The organism is Caulobacter sp. GSs2 (genome assembly GCF_058680895.1).
In genome coordinates, this window is record NZ_CM178725.1 from 629,632 (window position 1) to 646,067 (window position 16,436).

Here is a 16,436-nt window from a genome sequence, read left to right on the forward strand (position 1 = left end):
CTGCCGATGGGCAAGACCGACTGGGATCGCCTCAAGGCGATGACAGACGAAGAGATCAACGCCGCCGCACTGTCCGATCCCGACTGCCCGCCGCTGACCGAGGAGCAGCTATCCCGGTTCAAGCGCGTCAACGCGATCAAGGATATCCGCGGTCGGCTAGGCATGACCCAGGCGGCGTTCTCTGCGGCATTCCGCTTGCCGCTGTCGACAGTCCGGGATTGGGAACAAGGTCGAACCACGCCAGACGCGCCCGCCAGAACGCTGCTGACGGCGATAGCCCGGGATCCCGAGACGATGCGAAGGCTGGTCGGTGGCGAAGCGGCCTGATCGGCGACTTCTGGCCTGAAACCCTAGACGCTGAGGTCGATCATCAGCCCGGTGCCCTGGGCCGGGGCGGCGCGAATGGCGTCGCGCAGGCGGTCGGCGATCTGCGCGCGTTCCGCGTTGGAGGTCACCGGCTTGACGGGCTGGATCGGCGAGACATAGGCCTCGGTGGCGATCCGGTTGATGGTCGAGACGTTCATGAGCGCCAAAAGGGTTTGGGTTCAGCCTCAACTATCACCCGACCGACCTTAACAATCGACTACCAAATCACGGGAAACGGCGCCGTTTGAACAGGCCGCGTTGACAGACACCCCGTCGCGCCCCCACTTTCCGCCGCTCGCCTCCAGGGCGATCCTCCCCCAGGGTACAAGAGTCCTAATGAACGTCGTCGTCGTCGAGAGCCCGGCCAAGGCCAAGACCATCAACAAGTATCTCGGGTCCGACTACACGGTTCTCGCCTCGTACGGCCATATTCGCGACCTGCCGTCGAAAGACGGCTCGGTGGAGCCCGACAACGATTTCGCGATGAGCTGGGAGATCGACGCCAAGTCGTCCAAGCGCATCTCCGACATCGTCGACGCGATGAAGGGGGCCGACCGCCTGATCCTGGCCACCGACCCCGACCGCGAAGGGGAAGCGATCAGCTGGCACATTCTGGAGGTCCTTCAGAAGAAGAAGGCGGTCAAAGGCATGACCGTCCAGCGCGTGACGTTCAACGCCATTACCAAGGCCTCGGTGCTGGAAGCGATGGCCAATCCGCGCGACATCGACATGGAGCTGGTCGAGGCCTATCTGGCCCGCCGCGCGCTCGACTATCTGGTCGGCTTCACCCTTTCGCCCGTCCTGTGGCGCAAGCTGCCGGGCAGCCGCTCGGCCGGCCGGGTGCAGTCGGTCTGCCTGCGGCTGATCGTCGAGCGCGAGATGGAGATCGAGCGCTTCAAGACCCAGGAATACTGGAGCGTCGACGCCGACGTGTCGGCCGGCGCCGATCCGTTCCTGGCCCGCCTGATCAAGCACGAAGGCAAGAAGCTCACCAAGTTCGACCTGAACAACGAGGGCTCGGCCCTGGCCGCCAAGGCGGCAGTCGAAAAGGCCGTGTTCAAGATCGCTGCCGTCGAGAAGAAGCCCGGCAAGCGCTCGCCTGCCCCGCCCTTCACCACCTCGACCCTGCAGCAGGAAGCCTCGCGCAAGCTGGGTTTCAGCGCCCAGCGCACCATGCAGGCGGCGCAGAAGCTCTATGAAGGCATCGACATCGGCGGCGAGACCGTCGGCCTGATCACCTATATGCGGACCGACGGCGTGGCGGTCGGCCCCGAGGGCATCGCCGAAGCCCGCGACGTCATCGGCAATGTCTATGGCAAGGACTACGTCCCCGAGACGCCGCGCTACTACAAGGTCAAGGCCAAGAACGCCCAGGAGGCCCACGAAGCCATCCGCCCGACCAGCCTGGGCCGCAATCCGGGCTCGCTGCGCCTGGAGCCGGATCTGGGCCGCCTGTACGAGCTGATCTGGAAGCGGATGATCGCCTCGCAGATGGAAAGCGCCCGCATCGAGCGCACCACGGTCGACATCGAAAGCCACGACGGCCAGACAGGCCTGCGCGCCACCGGCCAGGTCGTGCTCTTCCCCGGCTATCTGACGGTCTATGAAGAAGGCCGCGACGACGACGGCGACGAGGACAGCGCCCGCCTGCCGATGATCGAGGACGGCGCCAGCGCCAAGGTGATCGACGCCCGCGCCGACCAGCACTTCACCGAACCGCCCCCGCGCTATTCGGAAGCCAGCCTGGTCAAGAAGATGGAAGAGCTGGGGATCGGCCGTCCGTCGACCTATGCCTCGGTCCTGACCGTGCTGCGCGACCGCGAATATGTGAAGATGGAGAAGAACCGCTTCATCCCGGAAGACAAGGGCCGCCTGGTCACCGCCTTCCTGGAGCAGTTCTTCCGTCGTTATGTCGAATACGATTTCACCGCCGGCCTCGAAGAGCAGCTGGACCTGGTGTCGGACGGCAAGCTGGACTGGAAACAGTTCCTGCGCGACTTCTGGAAAGACTTCGCCGCCGCCGTCGGCGAGATCGCCGAACTGCGCGTCACCAACGTGCTGGACGCGCTGAACGACGCCCTGGGCCCGCATATCTTCCCCGACAAGGGCGATGGCTCCAATCCGCGCATCTGCCCCACCTGCGGGACGGGCATGCTGTCGCTGAAGGTCGGCAAGTTCGGCGCCTTCATCGGCTGCAGCAACTATCCCGAATGCCGCTTCACCCGCCAGTTGGCCACCGCTGAAGGCGAAGGCGAGGCCGAGGCCGCCGACAAGGAGCTGGGGATCAATCCCGAGACCGGTCGCTCGGTGTGGCTGAAGAACGGCCGCTTTGGCCCCTATGTCGAAGAGCCGCCGGCCGCCGAGAGCGGTGACAAGCCCAAACGATCCAGCCTGCCCAAGGGCTGGCTGCCGGCCGCCGTCGACCTGGAAAAGGCCCTGCGCCTGCTGGCCCTGCCGCGCGAAGTCGGGATGCACCCCGACGACGGCAAGAAGATCACCGCCGGCCTTGGCCGGTTTGGGCCCTTCGTCCTGCACGAGGGCACCTACGCCAATCTGGAAAACCCCGAAGAGGTGTTCGACATCGGCCTGAACCGCGCCGTCGCCCTGCTGGCCGACAAGCGGGCCGGCGGCGGGCGTCCGCAGCGTGGCCAGGCCGCGGCCCTGGCCGACCTGGGCGTCCACCCCGAGGACGGCAAGCCGGTGAAGGTGCTGTCGGGCCGCTTTGGTCCCTACATCAAGCACGGCGACACCAACGCCAATGTGCCCAAGGGCGCTGATCCGGCCGCCCTGACCCTGGCCGAGGCTGTGGTCCTGCTGGCCGAACGCGTCGCCAAGGGCGGCGGCAAGAAGCCGGTGAAGAAGGCGGCCGCCAAGAAGGCCCCGGCCAAGGCGGCGACCAAGGCTCCGGCCAAGGCAAAGGCGGCCGCTGACGGCGCGGCTCCGGCCAAGAAGGCGCCCGCCAAAAAGCCGGCGGCCAAGAAAGCGGCTCCTAAAAAGGCCGCCGCCAAGAAGCCCGCAAAGTCTTCAACCGAGACGGGGGCCTGACCCTACCCATGTTTGCGATCCGGGGTTAGATTACCGGCATGACGTCGCTTGAACGCCCCCTGCCCCTGACCGTCGTGGTCGCCGGCCTGATCCTGGTCAGCGTCCTGGGCTTCGTCATGGGCGTGAGCAATGCTTTGAAGGGCGGCAAGCCCAACACCAGCGCCTCGACCGCACCCCTGGCCGAGGTGTCGGGTGTGCCGGTCAAGGACGCGGCCCCGGCTCCGCTCTACGTGCCGGCGCCGCCCGAAAAGCCCAAGGTCAAGGCCGTCGAGGTCAAGACCGCCGAGGCCGAAGCCCCGCCGGCGGTGATCGAGACCCCACCCGCGCCGTCGGAAGCCGCGCCGACGGCTGCAACGACCCCTCCGGCCCAGCAACCGCCGCGGTCGATTGAGGACCTCTACTGAGCTACGCCGGTTAGAAGCCCCCGAGAGCGGACGTGCTTACGGTCTGCTCGGCGTGGTGAGCGGCCATCAGCCGGGCTGATCATCTCCTTGAGGGGGCAGTCATATGGCAACATCGTTTTACGATTTGAGCGTTGCTTGCTTCGCGCAGACACTAGCAGCCATGGCAGGCTTTCTTGACCGTAGCCGACGTCACTACATCGACATCGGTCGTGACCCAAACGATCTGACGACATGTCGCTTGGTTGAGGACATGGCATCGCTGAAGTTCCAAGTTATTGCTGTAGCGCATTACTCGGTAGGCGCAATTCAGGGTATTGAAAGCGGAGTGTTCGAGCCTCCAAAAGCATCGCGACCGCTTGAATATCGAGAATTGGAAGAGACGATCCAACGCGCTCGAAAAGCGCTGGAGTTACTGGACCGTAAACAGATTGATGACCTCGCCAATCGCGACGTCCTATTTCAGTCAGGCGACGTAAGCCTGCCGTTCACTGCTGATAGCTTCATTTTGTCATTCTGCCTCCCCAATCTCCATTTCCACGCGACGACGGCGTACGACATCCTGCGGGTAAATGGCGCGCCGATCGGAAAGCGGGACTACATGGGACGACTGAGAGTTAAGACCTAGCGGACTGGAACCGAGGCTGGCGAATGTCGCTTTCGGGTCGAAATTTGCCCTCGCCCCCCTCGCCGCAACCGAACTCTAGATCATCATCGCGACCCATTCCCTTGCCGACGGACGCGTGCCCGGCAAATCGCGGCCGGTTCCAGCGTCTTTCCCTTGGCCATTCCCCCCGCTGCCGGGTTATCCCAGCACATGGCCAAACCGCGCACGCCCAAGTCGTCGAAATTCCCCGCTGCTCCCAAGCCGCCGCAAGGCCTGCCGGATCGTGAGACCCTGCTGGCGTTCCTGCGCAGCGCCGGCGAGAGCGGCAAGGCCGACATCGCTCGCCACTTTGGTCTGAAGGGCGCCGATCGCCGCGCCCTGCGTGAAATGCTGCGTGAACTGGAGGCCCAGGGCGACCTGGGCAAGCGCGGCCGCAAGGGCTTTGCCGAGGCCGGCTCGCTGCCGCCGGTGGGCGTGGCCGACGTGGTCGATCGCGACGCCGACGGCGACATGTTCGTCAAGCTGACCAAGTCCGGCGACGACGCGCCGCTGGTGCGCCTCTCGCCGGCTCGCAACGAAAACGCCGGCGGCGCGCCGGGCATGGGTGACCGCCTGCTGGTGCGCTTCGAGCGCCTCGAAAACGGCGAGATGGAAGCCCGGCTGATCAAGAGGCTGGGCCAGAGCGCTCACAAGATTCTGGGCGTAATCCGCCGGCATCGCCGCGAGATCCGGGTCGAGCCCGTGGATCGCAAGTCCAAGGAAAGCCTGATCCTCAACGAGCAGGAGGCCAAGGACCTGAAGGACGGCGATCTGGTCATCGCCCAGGTCGGCACGGCCGCCGGCCGCTATGGCCCCAAGCAGGGCAAGGTGCTGGAAGTGGTGGGCCGCGAGGACCATCCGCGCGCCGCCTCGCTGATCGCCATCCACAGCCACGGCATCCCGACCGGTTTCTCCGAAGAGGCTGAAGCCGAGGCCGCCGCCAAGCCCCCCACCCTGGAAGGCCGCGACGACCTGCGCGACCTGCCGTTCGTGACCATCGACCCCGTCGACGCCCGCGACCACGACGACGCCGTCTATGCCCATCCTGATCCCGACGCGAACAATGTGGACGGCTGGATCGTCTGGGTGGCCATCGCCGATGTCGCCGCCTATGTGCGCCCGGGCTCGGCCCTGGACCGCGAGGCCCGCGAAAAGGGCAACAGCGTCTACTTCCCCGACCGGGTGGAGCCGATGCTGCCCGAGGTGCTGTCCAACGGCCTGTGCTCGCTGCGCGAAGGCGAGAACCGCGCCACCCTGGCGGTGCGGATGGTGTTCGACAGCGCCGGTCGCAAGAAGAGCCACCGCTTTGTGCGCGGCCTGATGCGCTCTGCCGCCAAGCTGTCCTACGAGCAGGCCCAGGCCGCCATCGACGGTGTGATCCCGCCCGATGGCCAGGACGGCGACAAGGCCCCGCCCCTGCTGGATCCGATCCTCAAGCCCCTGTGGACCGCCTTCCGCCTGATGGGCAAGGGCCGCGACATCCGCTCGCCGTTGGGCATCGAGAGCGACGAGCGCAAGATCGTCATCACCAAAGAAGGCGAGATCGCCTCGATCAACCGCCGCGCCAGCCTCGAGGCCCACAAGCTGATCGAGGAGATGATGATCCAGGCCAATGTCTCGGCCGCCGAGAGCCTGGAAGCCAAGCGCACGCCGCTGATCTATCGTGTCCACGACACGCCCAGCCAGGAGAAGGTGCAGAACCTGGCCGAGTTCCTGGCGACGCTGGAAATCAAGTGGAACAAGGGCGAGGCCCCGCAGACCTCGCGCTTCAACAAGCTGCTGGACGAGACCCGCGACGGACCGCACGCCGCCATCATCAACGAGGTGGTGCTGCGCACCCAGATGCAGGCCCACTACAGCGCCGACAATCTGGGCCATTTCGGCCTGAACCTGGCCAAGTACGCCCACTTCACCAGCCCGATCCGCCGCTATGCTGACCTGATCGTGCACCGGGCCCTGATCCGCGCCCTGGGGCTGGGCAGCGATGGCCTGACCGATCAGGACATCAGCCAGATCAAGGATACGGCCGAGACCATCACCTATGCCGAGCGCCGGGCCATGGCCGCCGAGCGTGACGCCACCGACCGCTATATCGCCGCCTTCCTGTCCGACCGGGTGGGGGCGACGTTCAATGGCCGCATCACCGGCGTCACCCGCTTTGGCCTGTTCGTGAAGCTGGACGAGACCGGGGCCGACGGCCTGATCCCGATCTCGTCCCTGGGCGCAGAGTTCTTCGTCCATGACGAACGCATGCACGCCTTGGTCGGAGAGCGCACCGGCAAGCGCTGGCCGCTGGGCCTGAATGTCGAGGTCAAGCTGGTCGAAGCCACCCCGGTGACCGGCGGCCTGCTGTTCGAAATGCTGAGCGAGCCGCTGCCGGCAGATCCCAAGGCGCCCTTGCCAAGGCTCGGGGCCCGGCGTCAGGCGGCGGTCAAGCCGCGTGGCGGGCTGCCCAAGGGCGTTCGGCGCGGCAAGCGGCGATAGCATGCGCCCCGACCTCGACCAGTTCCACGCCATCGCCATCAGCCGCCTGGCCCACCAGCTCAAGGCCGAGGGCCGCTCGGTGATCCACATGGAGTTCGGCCAGCCCTCGACGGGTGCGCCGAAGGCCGCGATCGCCCGCGCTCACCACGTGCTGGACACCGACGGACTGGGCTATTGGGAAAGCCCGGCGCTGAAGGCTCGCATCGCCCGGCACTATGACGACAGGCACGGCGTCCAGGTCGATCCCGAGCAGATCATTCTGACCTGCGGCGCCTCGCCGGCCCTGGTCATGGCCCTGGCCTCGTCGTTCGAGGCCGGCGACCGCGTGGCCCTGGCCCGTCCCGGCTATGTGGCCTATCGCAACACGCTCAAGGCCCTGAACCTGGTTCCGGTCGAGATCGCCTGCGGGCCGGAGGATCGCTATCAGCTGACCGCCGCGCACCTGGCGGCGCTGGATCCCGCCCCGGCCGGCGTCATCGTGGCCAGCCCCGCCAACCCGACCGGCACCGTCATCGCCGACGATGAAATGGCCGCCATCGCGGACATATGCCGTACACGGAATATCCGGATCGTTAGCGACGAGATCTATCACGGCCTGTCCTACGTTGGCCCCGTCCGCTCCATGCTGGAGTTCGAGCCCCGCGCCCTGGTGGTCAACAGTTTCTCGAAATATTTCAGCATGGTGGGCTGGCGGCTGGGCTGGCTGCTGTCGCCGCTGGACCACGTGCACCGGGCGCGGGCCTATATGGGCAACCTGTTCCTCACCGCCCCGTCGCTGAGCCAGCACGCCGGCCTGGTGGCCATGGACTGCCACGAGGAGCTCGACGGCCATGTCGAGGTCTATCGTCGCAACCGCCAGCTTCTGCTGGACGCCCTGCCCTCGCTGGGCCTGGCGAAGATCGCGCCGCCGGACGGGGCCTTCTACATCTGGGCCGATATCGGCCATCTGACCGACGACTCGATGGCGTTCTGCAAGCAGTTGCTGACCGACACGGGGGTGGCTACGGCGCCGGGCATCGACTTCGATCCCGTCGAGGGACACCGGTTCATGCGCATCAGCTTCGCGGTGTCGACGGCGGAGGTCGAGGAGGCTTTGCGGCGGCTGGTGCCGTGGTTTGGGGCGCGCAAACCCCTCGCCCCCACCTGACCCCTACGCGGTCATCCGCCCCCGTAGGGGGCGGATGAAATCATCTTCCCCCTCCGGGGGAGGAGCGCCGCAGGCGCGGAGGGGGCCAGTCCACTCCCCCTACTTCTTCTCCAGATAATCCAGCGCCATGAACACCTCGGCCTTCACGCCGGTCTCCAGCACCGCCTCGTCGATGTCGAAATAGGGCGAGTGGTTGGCCGGCGCACCCTGCGCCGGAACGCTGGCCGGGCGACCGCCCAGCTGGATGAACACACCCGGGACCTTCTGGGCGTACATCGAGAAATCCTCGGCCCCGGTGACCAGGGCGGCGTTGTCGTCGACCTTGCCGGGCGAGGCTTTCGACAGCGAGGTCTTCACCCACTTCGACAGGTCGGGATCGTTGTAGGTCACCGGATAGGGCTGGGTGAACACGGCCTGCGCCTTGGCGCCGTAGCGATCGCCGATGGCGGCGACGCTCTTCTGGACCTTGTCGATCAGGTCTGCGCGGCGCTCGGTCGAGAAGGTGCGCATGGTGCCGCCCATCACCAGGTCTTCCGGAATGATGTTCTGGCGCATGCCCATGTTGATCGTGGCGATGGTCACGACCGAGGGCGACACCCCGACATCGACCTGACGGGCGGCGATCTGGTTCATGGCCTGGATGATGTCGGCCGCGACGCTGGCCATGTCGATGCCGGCCCAGGGCCGCGCGCCGTGGGTCTGCTTGCCCTTCACCGTGATCGCGATGCGGTCGGACGAGGCGTAGAAGCCCATCGGCCGGTAGTTCAGCAGGTGGGCGTCGGCCGGGCCGATGTGCAGGCCGAAGATGGCGTCGACCTTGGGCTGGTCCAGAGCCCCGTCCTGGATCATCAGCTTGGCGCCGCCTTCCTCGCCGGCCTGCGGGCCCTCCTCGGCGGGCTGGAAGATCAGGACGACCGTACCCTTGATGTCGGCCTTCATGCCGGCCAGCACCGTGGCGGTTCCCAGCAGCATGGCGACATGGGTGTCGTGGCCGCAGGCGTGCATCACCGGCACCGTGCGACCTTCCCAGGTGGCTGTGGCCTTGGAGGCGAACGGCAGGCCGGTCTTTTCCTCGACCGGCAGGGCGTCCATGTCGGCGCGCAGGGCCACGACCTTGCCCGGCTTGCCGCCCTTGAGGATGCCGACCACGCCGGTCTTGCCCACGCCCTCGCGGACCTCAAAGCCCAGGGCCTTCAGCTCCTTGGCGACGATGGCGGCGGTTCGGACCTCCTGGTTGCCCAGTTCGGGGTTCTGGTGAAGGTCGCGGCGCCAAGCGATGACCTTGGGCTGGACCGCCTTGGCGGCGGCCTCGACCTTGCTCGCGGAAGGCGCAGCCAGGGCCGGCGCGCCGAAAGCCAGGCCAGCCATGATCGCCAGCGTCGAAACCCGTCCAAACATGCGCGTCGTCCTCTGAAAAGCCGGCGGACATTGGGGTGCTTGCAGCGGGATGGTCAAGCTGACGTAAGGGGCGGCTTTGCGAATGGCGCGATCGGACTAAGCTTGGGTCATGGACGAGCCGATCGACGCCAAATTCGACACGATCAACGACGCCGCCGTGCGCGAGCCGGGCACCGGCGTGCTGCGACCGCGCCACGCCGCCACCCTGATCATCGTGCGCACCGACGCCGCCAAGCCGCGCCTGCTGATGGGACGCCGCGCGGGCGGCCACGCCTTCATGCCTGACAAGTGGGTGTTCCCCGGCGGCCGGGTGGATCGCGGCGACTATCGCGCCCCTTCGGCCAGCGAGCTTGCGCCCGAGGTCGCCGCCCGCCTGACCCACGAGCCCCGCCACCCCAGCCCCGCCACCCTGGCCCGCGCGCTGGGCCTGGCGGCCATCCGCGAGACCTTCGAGGAAACAGGCCTGCTGCTGGCCCGTCCCGCGCCCTCACGGCCCGCCGCGGGGGCCTGGCGGCCCTTCCTGGCCCAGGGGGCCCTGCCCGACCTGGCGCCGCTGGCCTTCGTGGCCAGGGCGATCACCCCGCCCTATCGCACCCGCCGCTTCGACGCCCGGTTCTTCATGGCGTCGGCCGAGGCCCTGATCAGCCTGGACCGCCAGCCCGACTGCGGTGAGCTGGACGAGATCGCCTGGGTGGATTTCGATGAGGCCATGGCCCTGGACCTGCCCAACATCACCCGCTTCGTGGTCGCCGAGATCGGCCAGAGGTTGAAGGATGCTGGACGCCCCGCCCCCTTCATGCGTTTCCTTAACGGCGCCCGGAACCTGACCTATGTCTGAGCCGGCGCCTCTGGGGGGGAGATCGACATGCTGGTCCTTCTGTTCGCGTCCGCCCTGGCGACCACGCCGCCCGCGCCTGAGCCCGAGATCAGCCGTCTGGCCTGGATGACGGGCTGCTGGATGCAGGTCCGCTCCAACGGCCGCGTCGACGAGCAGTGGATGGCCCCCGGCGGCGGCGTGATGCTGGGCATGAGCCGCACCCTGAAGGACGGCAAGGTGCGCGAGTTCGAATTCCTGCGAATCGCGCCCGGCCTCGACGGCAAACTGGCCTTCAGCGCCAAGCCCTCGGGCCAGCCCGAGGCGGACTTTCCGCTGAAGGAGATCACCGACGACACGGTGGTGTTCGAGGACGCCGCCCACGACTTTCCCCAGCGGATTCTGTACAAGCGCGTGGACGCCCGGACGATTATCGGCCGGATCGAGGGCCAGATCGGCGGTCAGGCCCGATCGGTGGACTATCCCTACACACGGTGCCCCGCCGGCAATTGACTTTGGCGCATTGATGAGTATGTTCCGCGCCTCTCATTTCCAGCGCGCGGGTACCCTGCGCGATACCGCAGGGATTCGACCATGGCCAAACCGGCTTCAATCAAGATCCGCCTGAACTCGACGGCGGACACCGGCTTCTTCTACGTGACCAAGAAGAACGCCCGCACCAAGACCGAGAAGATGGTGCTGAAGAAGTACGATCCGGTCATCCGCAAGCACGTCGAATTCAAGGAAGGCAAGATCAAGTAGATCTGCCTGACCGGTACGACACGACAAAACGCCCGGCTAGCGATAGCCGGGCGTTTTTGATTCAGGGGGCTTGATGACTTGCCCCCTCCGCGCTGCGCGCTCCTCCCCCGTAGGGGGAAGATGAGAGCGTCTTCCCCCTACGGGGGAGGACGACCGCGAAGCGGTCAGGAGGGGGCGAGTCTTCCGGCTAACAATCGTGCCCTGCCCCCAACGGCCGGCACCGTCCATCAATGTCCGCCGGTGGCTTCACGCCCGTCACCGCTGCGATGGTGGGGGCGATGTCCACCGTGTCCAGCGGCAGGACGCGCTCGCGGGGCGCGCCGTCCTTCCACCAGAAGATGATCGGCACCCGGCGGTCATAGTCCCACGGGCTGCCGTGGGTGGAGACATAGGTCGCGCCGGCCGTTGCGGGCACGAGGTCGGGCTTGAAGGCGACGACGATGTCGCCTGAGCGACCCGGATAGGCGCTGCGGCGCATGCGTTCGCGGATCGAGATTTCCTCGGGCGAGGTGTCGACCGGCTCCGGAGCCAGGGTCAGCAGGCTGTTGACGTCGAACGCCTCGACCACCTCGGGCTGGCGCGAGACCAGGGCCAGGGCGGCAGCCGTGACGCGCATATGCTCAACCGGCGGCAGGGCCTTCCTGTCTGGACCGACGACATCGATGGTGTTGATGCCGCCATCGGCGACCAGCGGGTCGTAGGAGAGGCCCAGGTCGGCGCGAAGCATCTCATTCAGCTTGGCCAGCCACGGCTTGGTGGCGATGCGGCCCGCGTCATAGCCCTCCTCGTGCAGGCGCTCGGGCATGTCAGCGCCGCCATGGTCGGCGGACAGCACCACCAAAACCCCGCCCTTGGCCTTGCCGACCTTGTCGAGGAACTCGCCCAGGCGGTCATCCAGACGGGCGATCTGGTCGCACATCTCCGGGCCGCGCGTGCCGTAGCGGTGGCCGATATAGTCGGTGGCCGAAAGGCTGACGGTCAGGACATCGACCTGGGGCCCGTCGCCCAGCCCGTAGGCGTCGCGCAACTGAGCCGCCAGTTCCAGGGTGACCTGATCGGTATAGGGGCTGGAGCCCAGGTCGCGCAGCTTGCCCGCCTCGTCACCCGCGACGGGGATCGGCAGGGCCGCGCCCCATTGGCGTCCCCCGGTCTCGTAGTCGGCCTCCAGGGTCTTGCAGCGCCTGGCCGAGCCGCCAGTCAGGGCGTCGATCGGGCTCTTGGCATAGTTCCAGACGAACGGGTGTTTCTTCAGGTCCGCCAGCATCCTGGCATTGAAGGCCGCAACCGGCTTCAGACGCGCCTCGGCGGTCTCGCCCGGCGGCACATAGGTGGTGAAGCCAAAGCCCGGCTGTAGCCAGAAGGCGCCGTCGGCCTTGTGGCCCGACATGGTGATCGCGCCACGATCCTTGCCCGAGACGCCGAACACCCGGCTGGTCGGGGAGACGGCCTTCAGCCAGTCGCCATAGGTGGTTGCGACCATGTTTTTCGGGCTGACGGCGCGGCCCTTGGCATCGTGGGCCAGGACGACGCTGTCGTCGCCCAGGCAATAGACCTGCTTGCCCAGGCCGGCGTCGTACCAGTCGTTGGCGCTGATGCCGGTCTTGTTGGGATGCTTGCCCGTCAGCAAGGTGGAGTGCCCCGGGCAGGTCTCGGTCATGGCGTGCGACTGATAGCCGCTGGGATAGACCACGCCTTCCCGCGCCAGCTTGCCCAGGCCGCCGGTGAACTCGGCCCGATGCTGGGCGAACAGATTGGCGCTGAACTGGTCGATCGAGATCACCACCACCAGCCTGGGATCAGGTTTGGTGAGGGCGCGAGGCTGGGCCAGGACCGGAGCACTGAGGGCGAGCGCGGCGCAGGCAAGCGCGCCGGAAGTAAGCAGCTTATTCATCCCGGCTAAAAAGCCCGATCGCCTGCTCCGTGCAAGGAGGGACGCGGTCAGGAGCCCAGGAAAAGAGCGGCGGCGCGAAAAGCCGTCAGGCGACCCGGCCGACCACCGCGTTGCGACCAGACGCCTTGGCTTCGTACACGCCTTCATCGGCCCGCTTGAGCAGGGCCTCGGGGGTGTCGTGCTCGCCCAGGGTGGCCGAGACGCCGATCGAGATCGTCACGGTCAGCAGTTCCTTGCCCTGGGCCACCCGGAACGGCGAGCCCGCCACGTGCATGCGGATGCGCTCGGCGATGCGCATGGCGTCTTCCAGCTGCGTATCGGGCATGATCACCGTGAACTCCTCGCCGCCATAGCGGCAAGGCAGGTCGATGGCGCGGACATTGGAGGCCAGACGCAGGGCGAATTCGCGCAGCACCTCGTCGCCGACGTCGTGGCCGAAGGTGTCGTTGATCTTCTTGAAGTGGTCGATGTCGATCAGCAGGGCCGCGACCGGGTCACCGCCCAGGGTCGAACGCTGGACCAGCGAGTCGAGCTGGCCGGTCATGTAGCGGCGGTTGTGCAGCCCCGTCAGCTGGTCGGTGACCGCCAGTTCCAGGCTGTGGTCGAGGTTGTTGCGCAGATAGTCGGTGTAGCGCTTGCGCTGGATCTGGGTCTTGACCCGGGCCGACAGCTCCTGCGGATCGATCGGGCGCGGCAGGATGTCGTTGACGCCGATTTCCAGCGCCTTGACCATCCGGGAACGCTCATCGGGATCGACCATGGCCAGCACGGGCAGGTGCCGGGTGCGCTCGGTCGACCGCAGCGAGGCGGCGAAGCGCAGGCCGTCAAAGCCCTTGGCCGCAGCATTGATGATCACCAGATCGACCGGCCCGCCGGCGCTGATCCGCGCCTTTTCGGGGTCGGACTCGACCACGGGGCGGTGTTCGATGCTGAGCTCGGCGGCGATGCGCTGGGCCTGGCGTTCGTTGTCGTCGACGATCAGCACCCGGCCGCCCAGGCCGTCCAGCCGTGAGGCGGCGCCGGCGATCACGCCCATGCGGCGACCCGAGGCCTCGCGCTGGCGAAGTTCGTCGATGACCAGCTTCAGGCGGGTCAGGCTGCGCACGCGGGCAAACAGCATCACATCGTCGATGGGCTTGGTCAGGAAGTCCGAGGCGCCCGCCTCCAGGCCCTGGATACGGTCGGCGCGACCGTCCAGCGCCGTGACCAGCACCACCGGGATATGGCGGGTGATCGGGTCTTCCTTCAGACGCTTGCAGACGGTGAAACCGTCCATGCCCGGCATCATCACGTCCAGCAGGATGATGTCGGGCAGATCATTGGCCGCCATCGCCAGGGCCGTGGGGCCGTCGTTGGCGGTGCTGACCTGATAATACTCGGCCGAAAGCTTGGCCTCGAGCAGGCGAACATTGGCTTCGATGTCGTCTACGACGAGGATTCGCGCGCTCATGCCGGGGTCTTCTCCAGCAGACGCTTGATGGTGTCGAGGAAGTGGGCCACCGAGATCGGCTTGGAGATATAGGCCTCGCAGCCGCCCTCCCGGATCCGCTCCTCGTCGCCCTTCATCGCGAAGGCCGTGACGGCCACCACGGGGATGTGCGCCAGATCCTCGTCCTCCTTGAGCCACTTGGTGACCTCGAGTCCCGAGATCTCCGGCAGCTGGATATCCATGAGAATCAGATCGGGGCGGTGCTCCCGGGCGATGGACAGCGCTTGCAGACCCTCACGGGTCTGCAGGGTCTCATAACCCTGGGCTTCGAGCAGATCATGAAAGAGCTTCATGTTCAGCTCATTATCCTCCACGATGAGGACCTTCTTCGTCATCCTGACCCCGACCATACGGTCCGTGGCGACGCCTGAGGGATTCGCGTCGCTTCTGACTTCCAGATCGCACGAATATCCTTAAGCCCGCGCTAATCGCGTTAACACCGGCCGATCGCAGATCATGGAACCCAGTTACTCAGATATTCAAGCCTGTATCATCGACCCCGGCGCGCCGCTGGTGATTGTCGATGTGGACGAGGTTCTGGCCCAGTTCATGCGCGGTTTCGGATCGTTCATCGGCCGGCACGGCTTTGAGCTGCGCGTCGATCGCTTCGCGCTGTTCCAGAACATCTATCGCCCCGGCGAGACCGATCACCTCGACCTGATCGCCGGCAAGGTGCTGTTCGACGACTTCTTCCGCGACGGGGCCGACGACCTGATGCCCGCCGAGGGCGCGGCCGACGCTCTGGCCGATCTGTCGACCCGCGCCGGCGTGGTGATTCTGACCAACGCTCCCGAGCACGGCCGGCAGGCCCGCGCCCGCTGGCTGAAAACCCATGGCTTCGATTATCCGCTGGTGATCAACAGCGGCCCCAAGGGCCCGTCGGCGGCCCAGCTGTCCAGCCGCACCTCGGGACCTTCGGTGTTCATCGACGACCTGCTGCCGCAGCTCGAATCAGTCGCCGCCAGCGCGCCCACGGTCACCCGCTTCCAGATGGTCAGCGACGAGCGGCTGCGCCCCCTGGCGCCCAGCGCGCCGGACCGTCATGCCCGCATCGACCACTGGCCCCACCTGAAGACTGCGATCGAGGCGCGACTGTTTGCATGATCCGTTTCGGAGTCGATTTCGGCGGCACCAAGATCGAGGCCGCCGCCCTGGACAGCGACGGCCATTTCGTGGCCCGCGTCCGCAAGCCCAACCCCGGCAACTATGACGAGGCGCTCGAGGTCGTCGCCGACCTGCTGGCCGACGCCGAAACCATGGCCGGCGCCCAGGCGGCGCGGCTGGGCATGGGCATTCCCGGCTCGCTCTCGCCGCGCACGGGCCTGATCCGCAACGCCAACAGCGTCTATCTGAATGGCCGCCCCTTCGAACAGGACGTGGCCGCGCGGCTTGAGCGCCCCGTGCGCCTGGCCAACGACGCCAACTGCCTGGCCCTGTCAGAAGCCGCCGACGGCGCGGGCGCCGGGCAAGGCGTGGTGTTCGCCGCCATCCTCGGCACCGGTTGCGGCGGCGGGGTGGTGGTCGACGGTCGCATCATCGAGGGGCGCAACGGCATAGGCGGCGAGTGGGGCCACATGCCCCTGCCCTGGCCGAAGCCCGAGGAATATCCCGGCCCGGCCTGCTGGTGCGGTCGCAAGGGCTGCCTGGAAACCTGGATCGCCGGCCCGGCCTTCGCCCGCGACGCCGGCCATCCGACCGGCCAGGCGGCCCTGGCCGCCATCGAGGCGGGCGACGCCGAGGCCCTGGCGGCGCTGGATCGCCACATCGACCGTCTGGGGCGCGCCCTGGCGGTCGTCTGCGACCTGATCGACCCCGATGTCATCGTGCTGGGCGGCGGCCTGTCGAACGTCGACGCCCTCTATGCGCGCCTGCCCGCCGCCATCGCACCGCACGTGTTTTCCGACGCCTTCGAGACCCCGGTGCTCAAGGCCCGGCACGGCGACAGTTCCGGCGTCCGCGGCGCGGCCTGGCTGTGGCCGCCGGGCTGAGGGCC

At 67.1% G+C, this 16,436-nt stretch carries 16 protein-coding genes; 11 read left to right on the top strand and 5 right to left on the bottom strand.

All coding sequences use genetic code 11. The features are described 5' to 3' along the window. The first annotated feature begins 6 nt into the window (after positions 1 to 6). On the top strand, positions 7 to 327 hold the full coding sequence (locus ACW17Z_RS03030; protein ID WP_492057509.1) for a helix-turn-helix domain-containing protein: 321 nt from the start codon (positions 7 to 9) through the stop codon (positions 325 to 327). Between the two features lie 23 nt (positions 328 to 350). Here the strand turns inward: ACW17Z_RS03030 and ACW17Z_RS03035 are convergent, their stop codons facing one another. Next, positions 351 to 524, bottom strand: coding sequence for a hypothetical protein (locus ACW17Z_RS03035; protein WP_419317302.1), 174 nt, complete (start codon positions 522 to 524; stop codon positions 351 to 353). 178 nt (positions 525 to 702) lie between these two features. Here ACW17Z_RS03035 and topA point away from each other — a divergent pair, with 178 nt between their 5' ends. The 5 genes from topA to ACW17Z_RS03060 all read left to right on the top strand — a co-directional run bounded on the left by topA (position 703) and on the right by ACW17Z_RS03060 (position 8,089). Further along, a complete protein-coding gene (topA, locus tag ACW17Z_RS03040; protein WP_492057510.1) occupies positions 703 to 3,411 on the top strand; it encodes a type I DNA topoisomerase in 2,709 nt (902 codons plus the stop codon). 38 nt (positions 3,412 to 3,449) lie between these two features. Continuing rightward, complete coding sequence (locus ACW17Z_RS03045) at positions 3,450 to 3,815, top strand: hypothetical protein (RefSeq protein ID WP_419317304.1); 366 nt, start codon at positions 3,450 to 3,452, stop codon at positions 3,813 to 3,815. A 103-nt stretch (positions 3,816 to 3,918) separates the two neighbouring features. Beyond that, a complete protein-coding gene (locus ACW17Z_RS03050) occupies positions 3,919 to 4,440 on the top strand; it encodes a DUF1993 family protein (RefSeq protein ID WP_492057511.1) in 522 nt (173 codons plus the stop codon). A gap of 189 nt (positions 4,441 to 4,629) precedes the next feature. Then, positions 4,630 to 6,942, top strand: a complete 2,313-nt coding sequence (rnr, locus tag ACW17Z_RS03055) for a ribonuclease R (protein WP_492057512.1) — start codon at positions 4,630 to 4,632, stop codon at positions 6,940 to 6,942. A 1-nt stretch (position 6,943) separates the two neighbouring features. Further along, on the top strand, positions 6,944 to 8,089 hold the full coding sequence (locus ACW17Z_RS03060) for a pyridoxal phosphate-dependent aminotransferase (protein WP_492057513.1): 1,146 nt from the start codon (positions 6,944 to 6,946) through the stop codon (positions 8,087 to 8,089). A 99-nt stretch (positions 8,090 to 8,188) separates the two neighbouring features. On the opposite strand, the gene ACW17Z_RS03065 is transcribed toward ACW17Z_RS03060, so the two are convergent. After that, a complete protein-coding gene (locus ACW17Z_RS03065; RefSeq protein WP_492057514.1) occupies positions 8,189 to 9,487 on the bottom strand; it encodes an amidohydrolase in 1,299 nt (432 codons plus the stop codon). 109 nt (positions 9,488 to 9,596) lie between these two features. On the opposite strand from ACW17Z_RS03065, the gene ACW17Z_RS03070 reads away from it, so the two are divergent. From ACW17Z_RS03070 to rpmG, 3 genes are all read left to right on the top strand, one after another. Then, entirely contained in the window at positions 9,597 to 10,325 is a 729-nt protein-coding gene (locus tag ACW17Z_RS03070; protein ID WP_492057515.1) for an NUDIX hydrolase, read from the top strand. Positions 10,326 to 10,352: 27 nt separating this feature from the next. Then, on the top strand, positions 10,353 to 10,814 hold the full coding sequence (locus ACW17Z_RS03075; RefSeq protein ID WP_492057516.1) for a DUF6265 family protein: 462 nt from the start codon (positions 10,353 to 10,355) through the stop codon (positions 10,812 to 10,814). An 81-nt stretch (positions 10,815 to 10,895) separates the two neighbouring features. Next, positions 10,896 to 11,063, top strand: coding sequence for a 50S ribosomal protein L33 (rpmG, locus tag ACW17Z_RS03080; protein WP_007673017.1), 168 nt, complete (start codon positions 10,896 to 10,898; stop codon positions 11,061 to 11,063). A 187-nt stretch (positions 11,064 to 11,250) separates the two neighbouring features. Here the strand turns inward: rpmG and phoY are convergent, their stop codons facing one another. The 3 genes from phoY to ACW17Z_RS03095 form a co-directional block, all read right to left on the bottom strand. After that, positions 11,251 to 12,954 carry an alkaline phosphatase PhoY gene (gene phoY / locus ACW17Z_RS03085; RefSeq protein WP_492057517.1) on the bottom strand — a complete coding sequence of 568 codons (1,704 nt, stop codon included), beginning with the start codon at positions 12,952 to 12,954 and terminating at the stop codon, positions 11,251 to 11,253. An 85-nt stretch (positions 12,955 to 13,039) separates the two neighbouring features. Beyond that, positions 13,040 to 14,404, bottom strand: coding sequence for a PleD family two-component system response regulator (locus tag ACW17Z_RS03090; protein ID WP_492057518.1), 1,365 nt, complete (start codon positions 14,402 to 14,404; stop codon positions 13,040 to 13,042). After that, positions 14,401 to 14,778 (bottom strand): response regulator, encoded by a 378-nt coding sequence (locus tag ACW17Z_RS03095; RefSeq protein WP_419317312.1) that lies wholly within the window; start codon positions 14,776 to 14,778, stop codon positions 14,401 to 14,403. The genes ACW17Z_RS03090 and ACW17Z_RS03095 overlap by 4 nt, the downstream gene beginning before the upstream one ends. Positions 14,779 to 14,899: 121 nt before the next feature. Between ACW17Z_RS03095 and ACW17Z_RS03100 the strand changes: the two genes are divergently transcribed. Beyond that, the gene (locus ACW17Z_RS03100; protein ID WP_419317313.1) at positions 14,900 to 15,547 is read left to right on the top strand and encodes a hypothetical protein; all 648 of its coding nucleotides are present in this window, start codon (positions 14,900 to 14,902) and stop codon (positions 15,545 to 15,547) included. After that, positions 15,544 to 16,431 carry an ROK family protein gene (locus ACW17Z_RS03105; protein ID WP_492057519.1) on the top strand — a complete coding sequence of 296 codons (888 nt, stop codon included), beginning with the start codon at positions 15,544 to 15,546 and terminating at the stop codon, positions 16,429 to 16,431. Before ACW17Z_RS03100 ends, ACW17Z_RS03105 begins: the two co-directional genes overlap by 4 nt. The last annotated feature ends 5 nt before the right edge of the window (positions 16,432 to 16,436 follow it).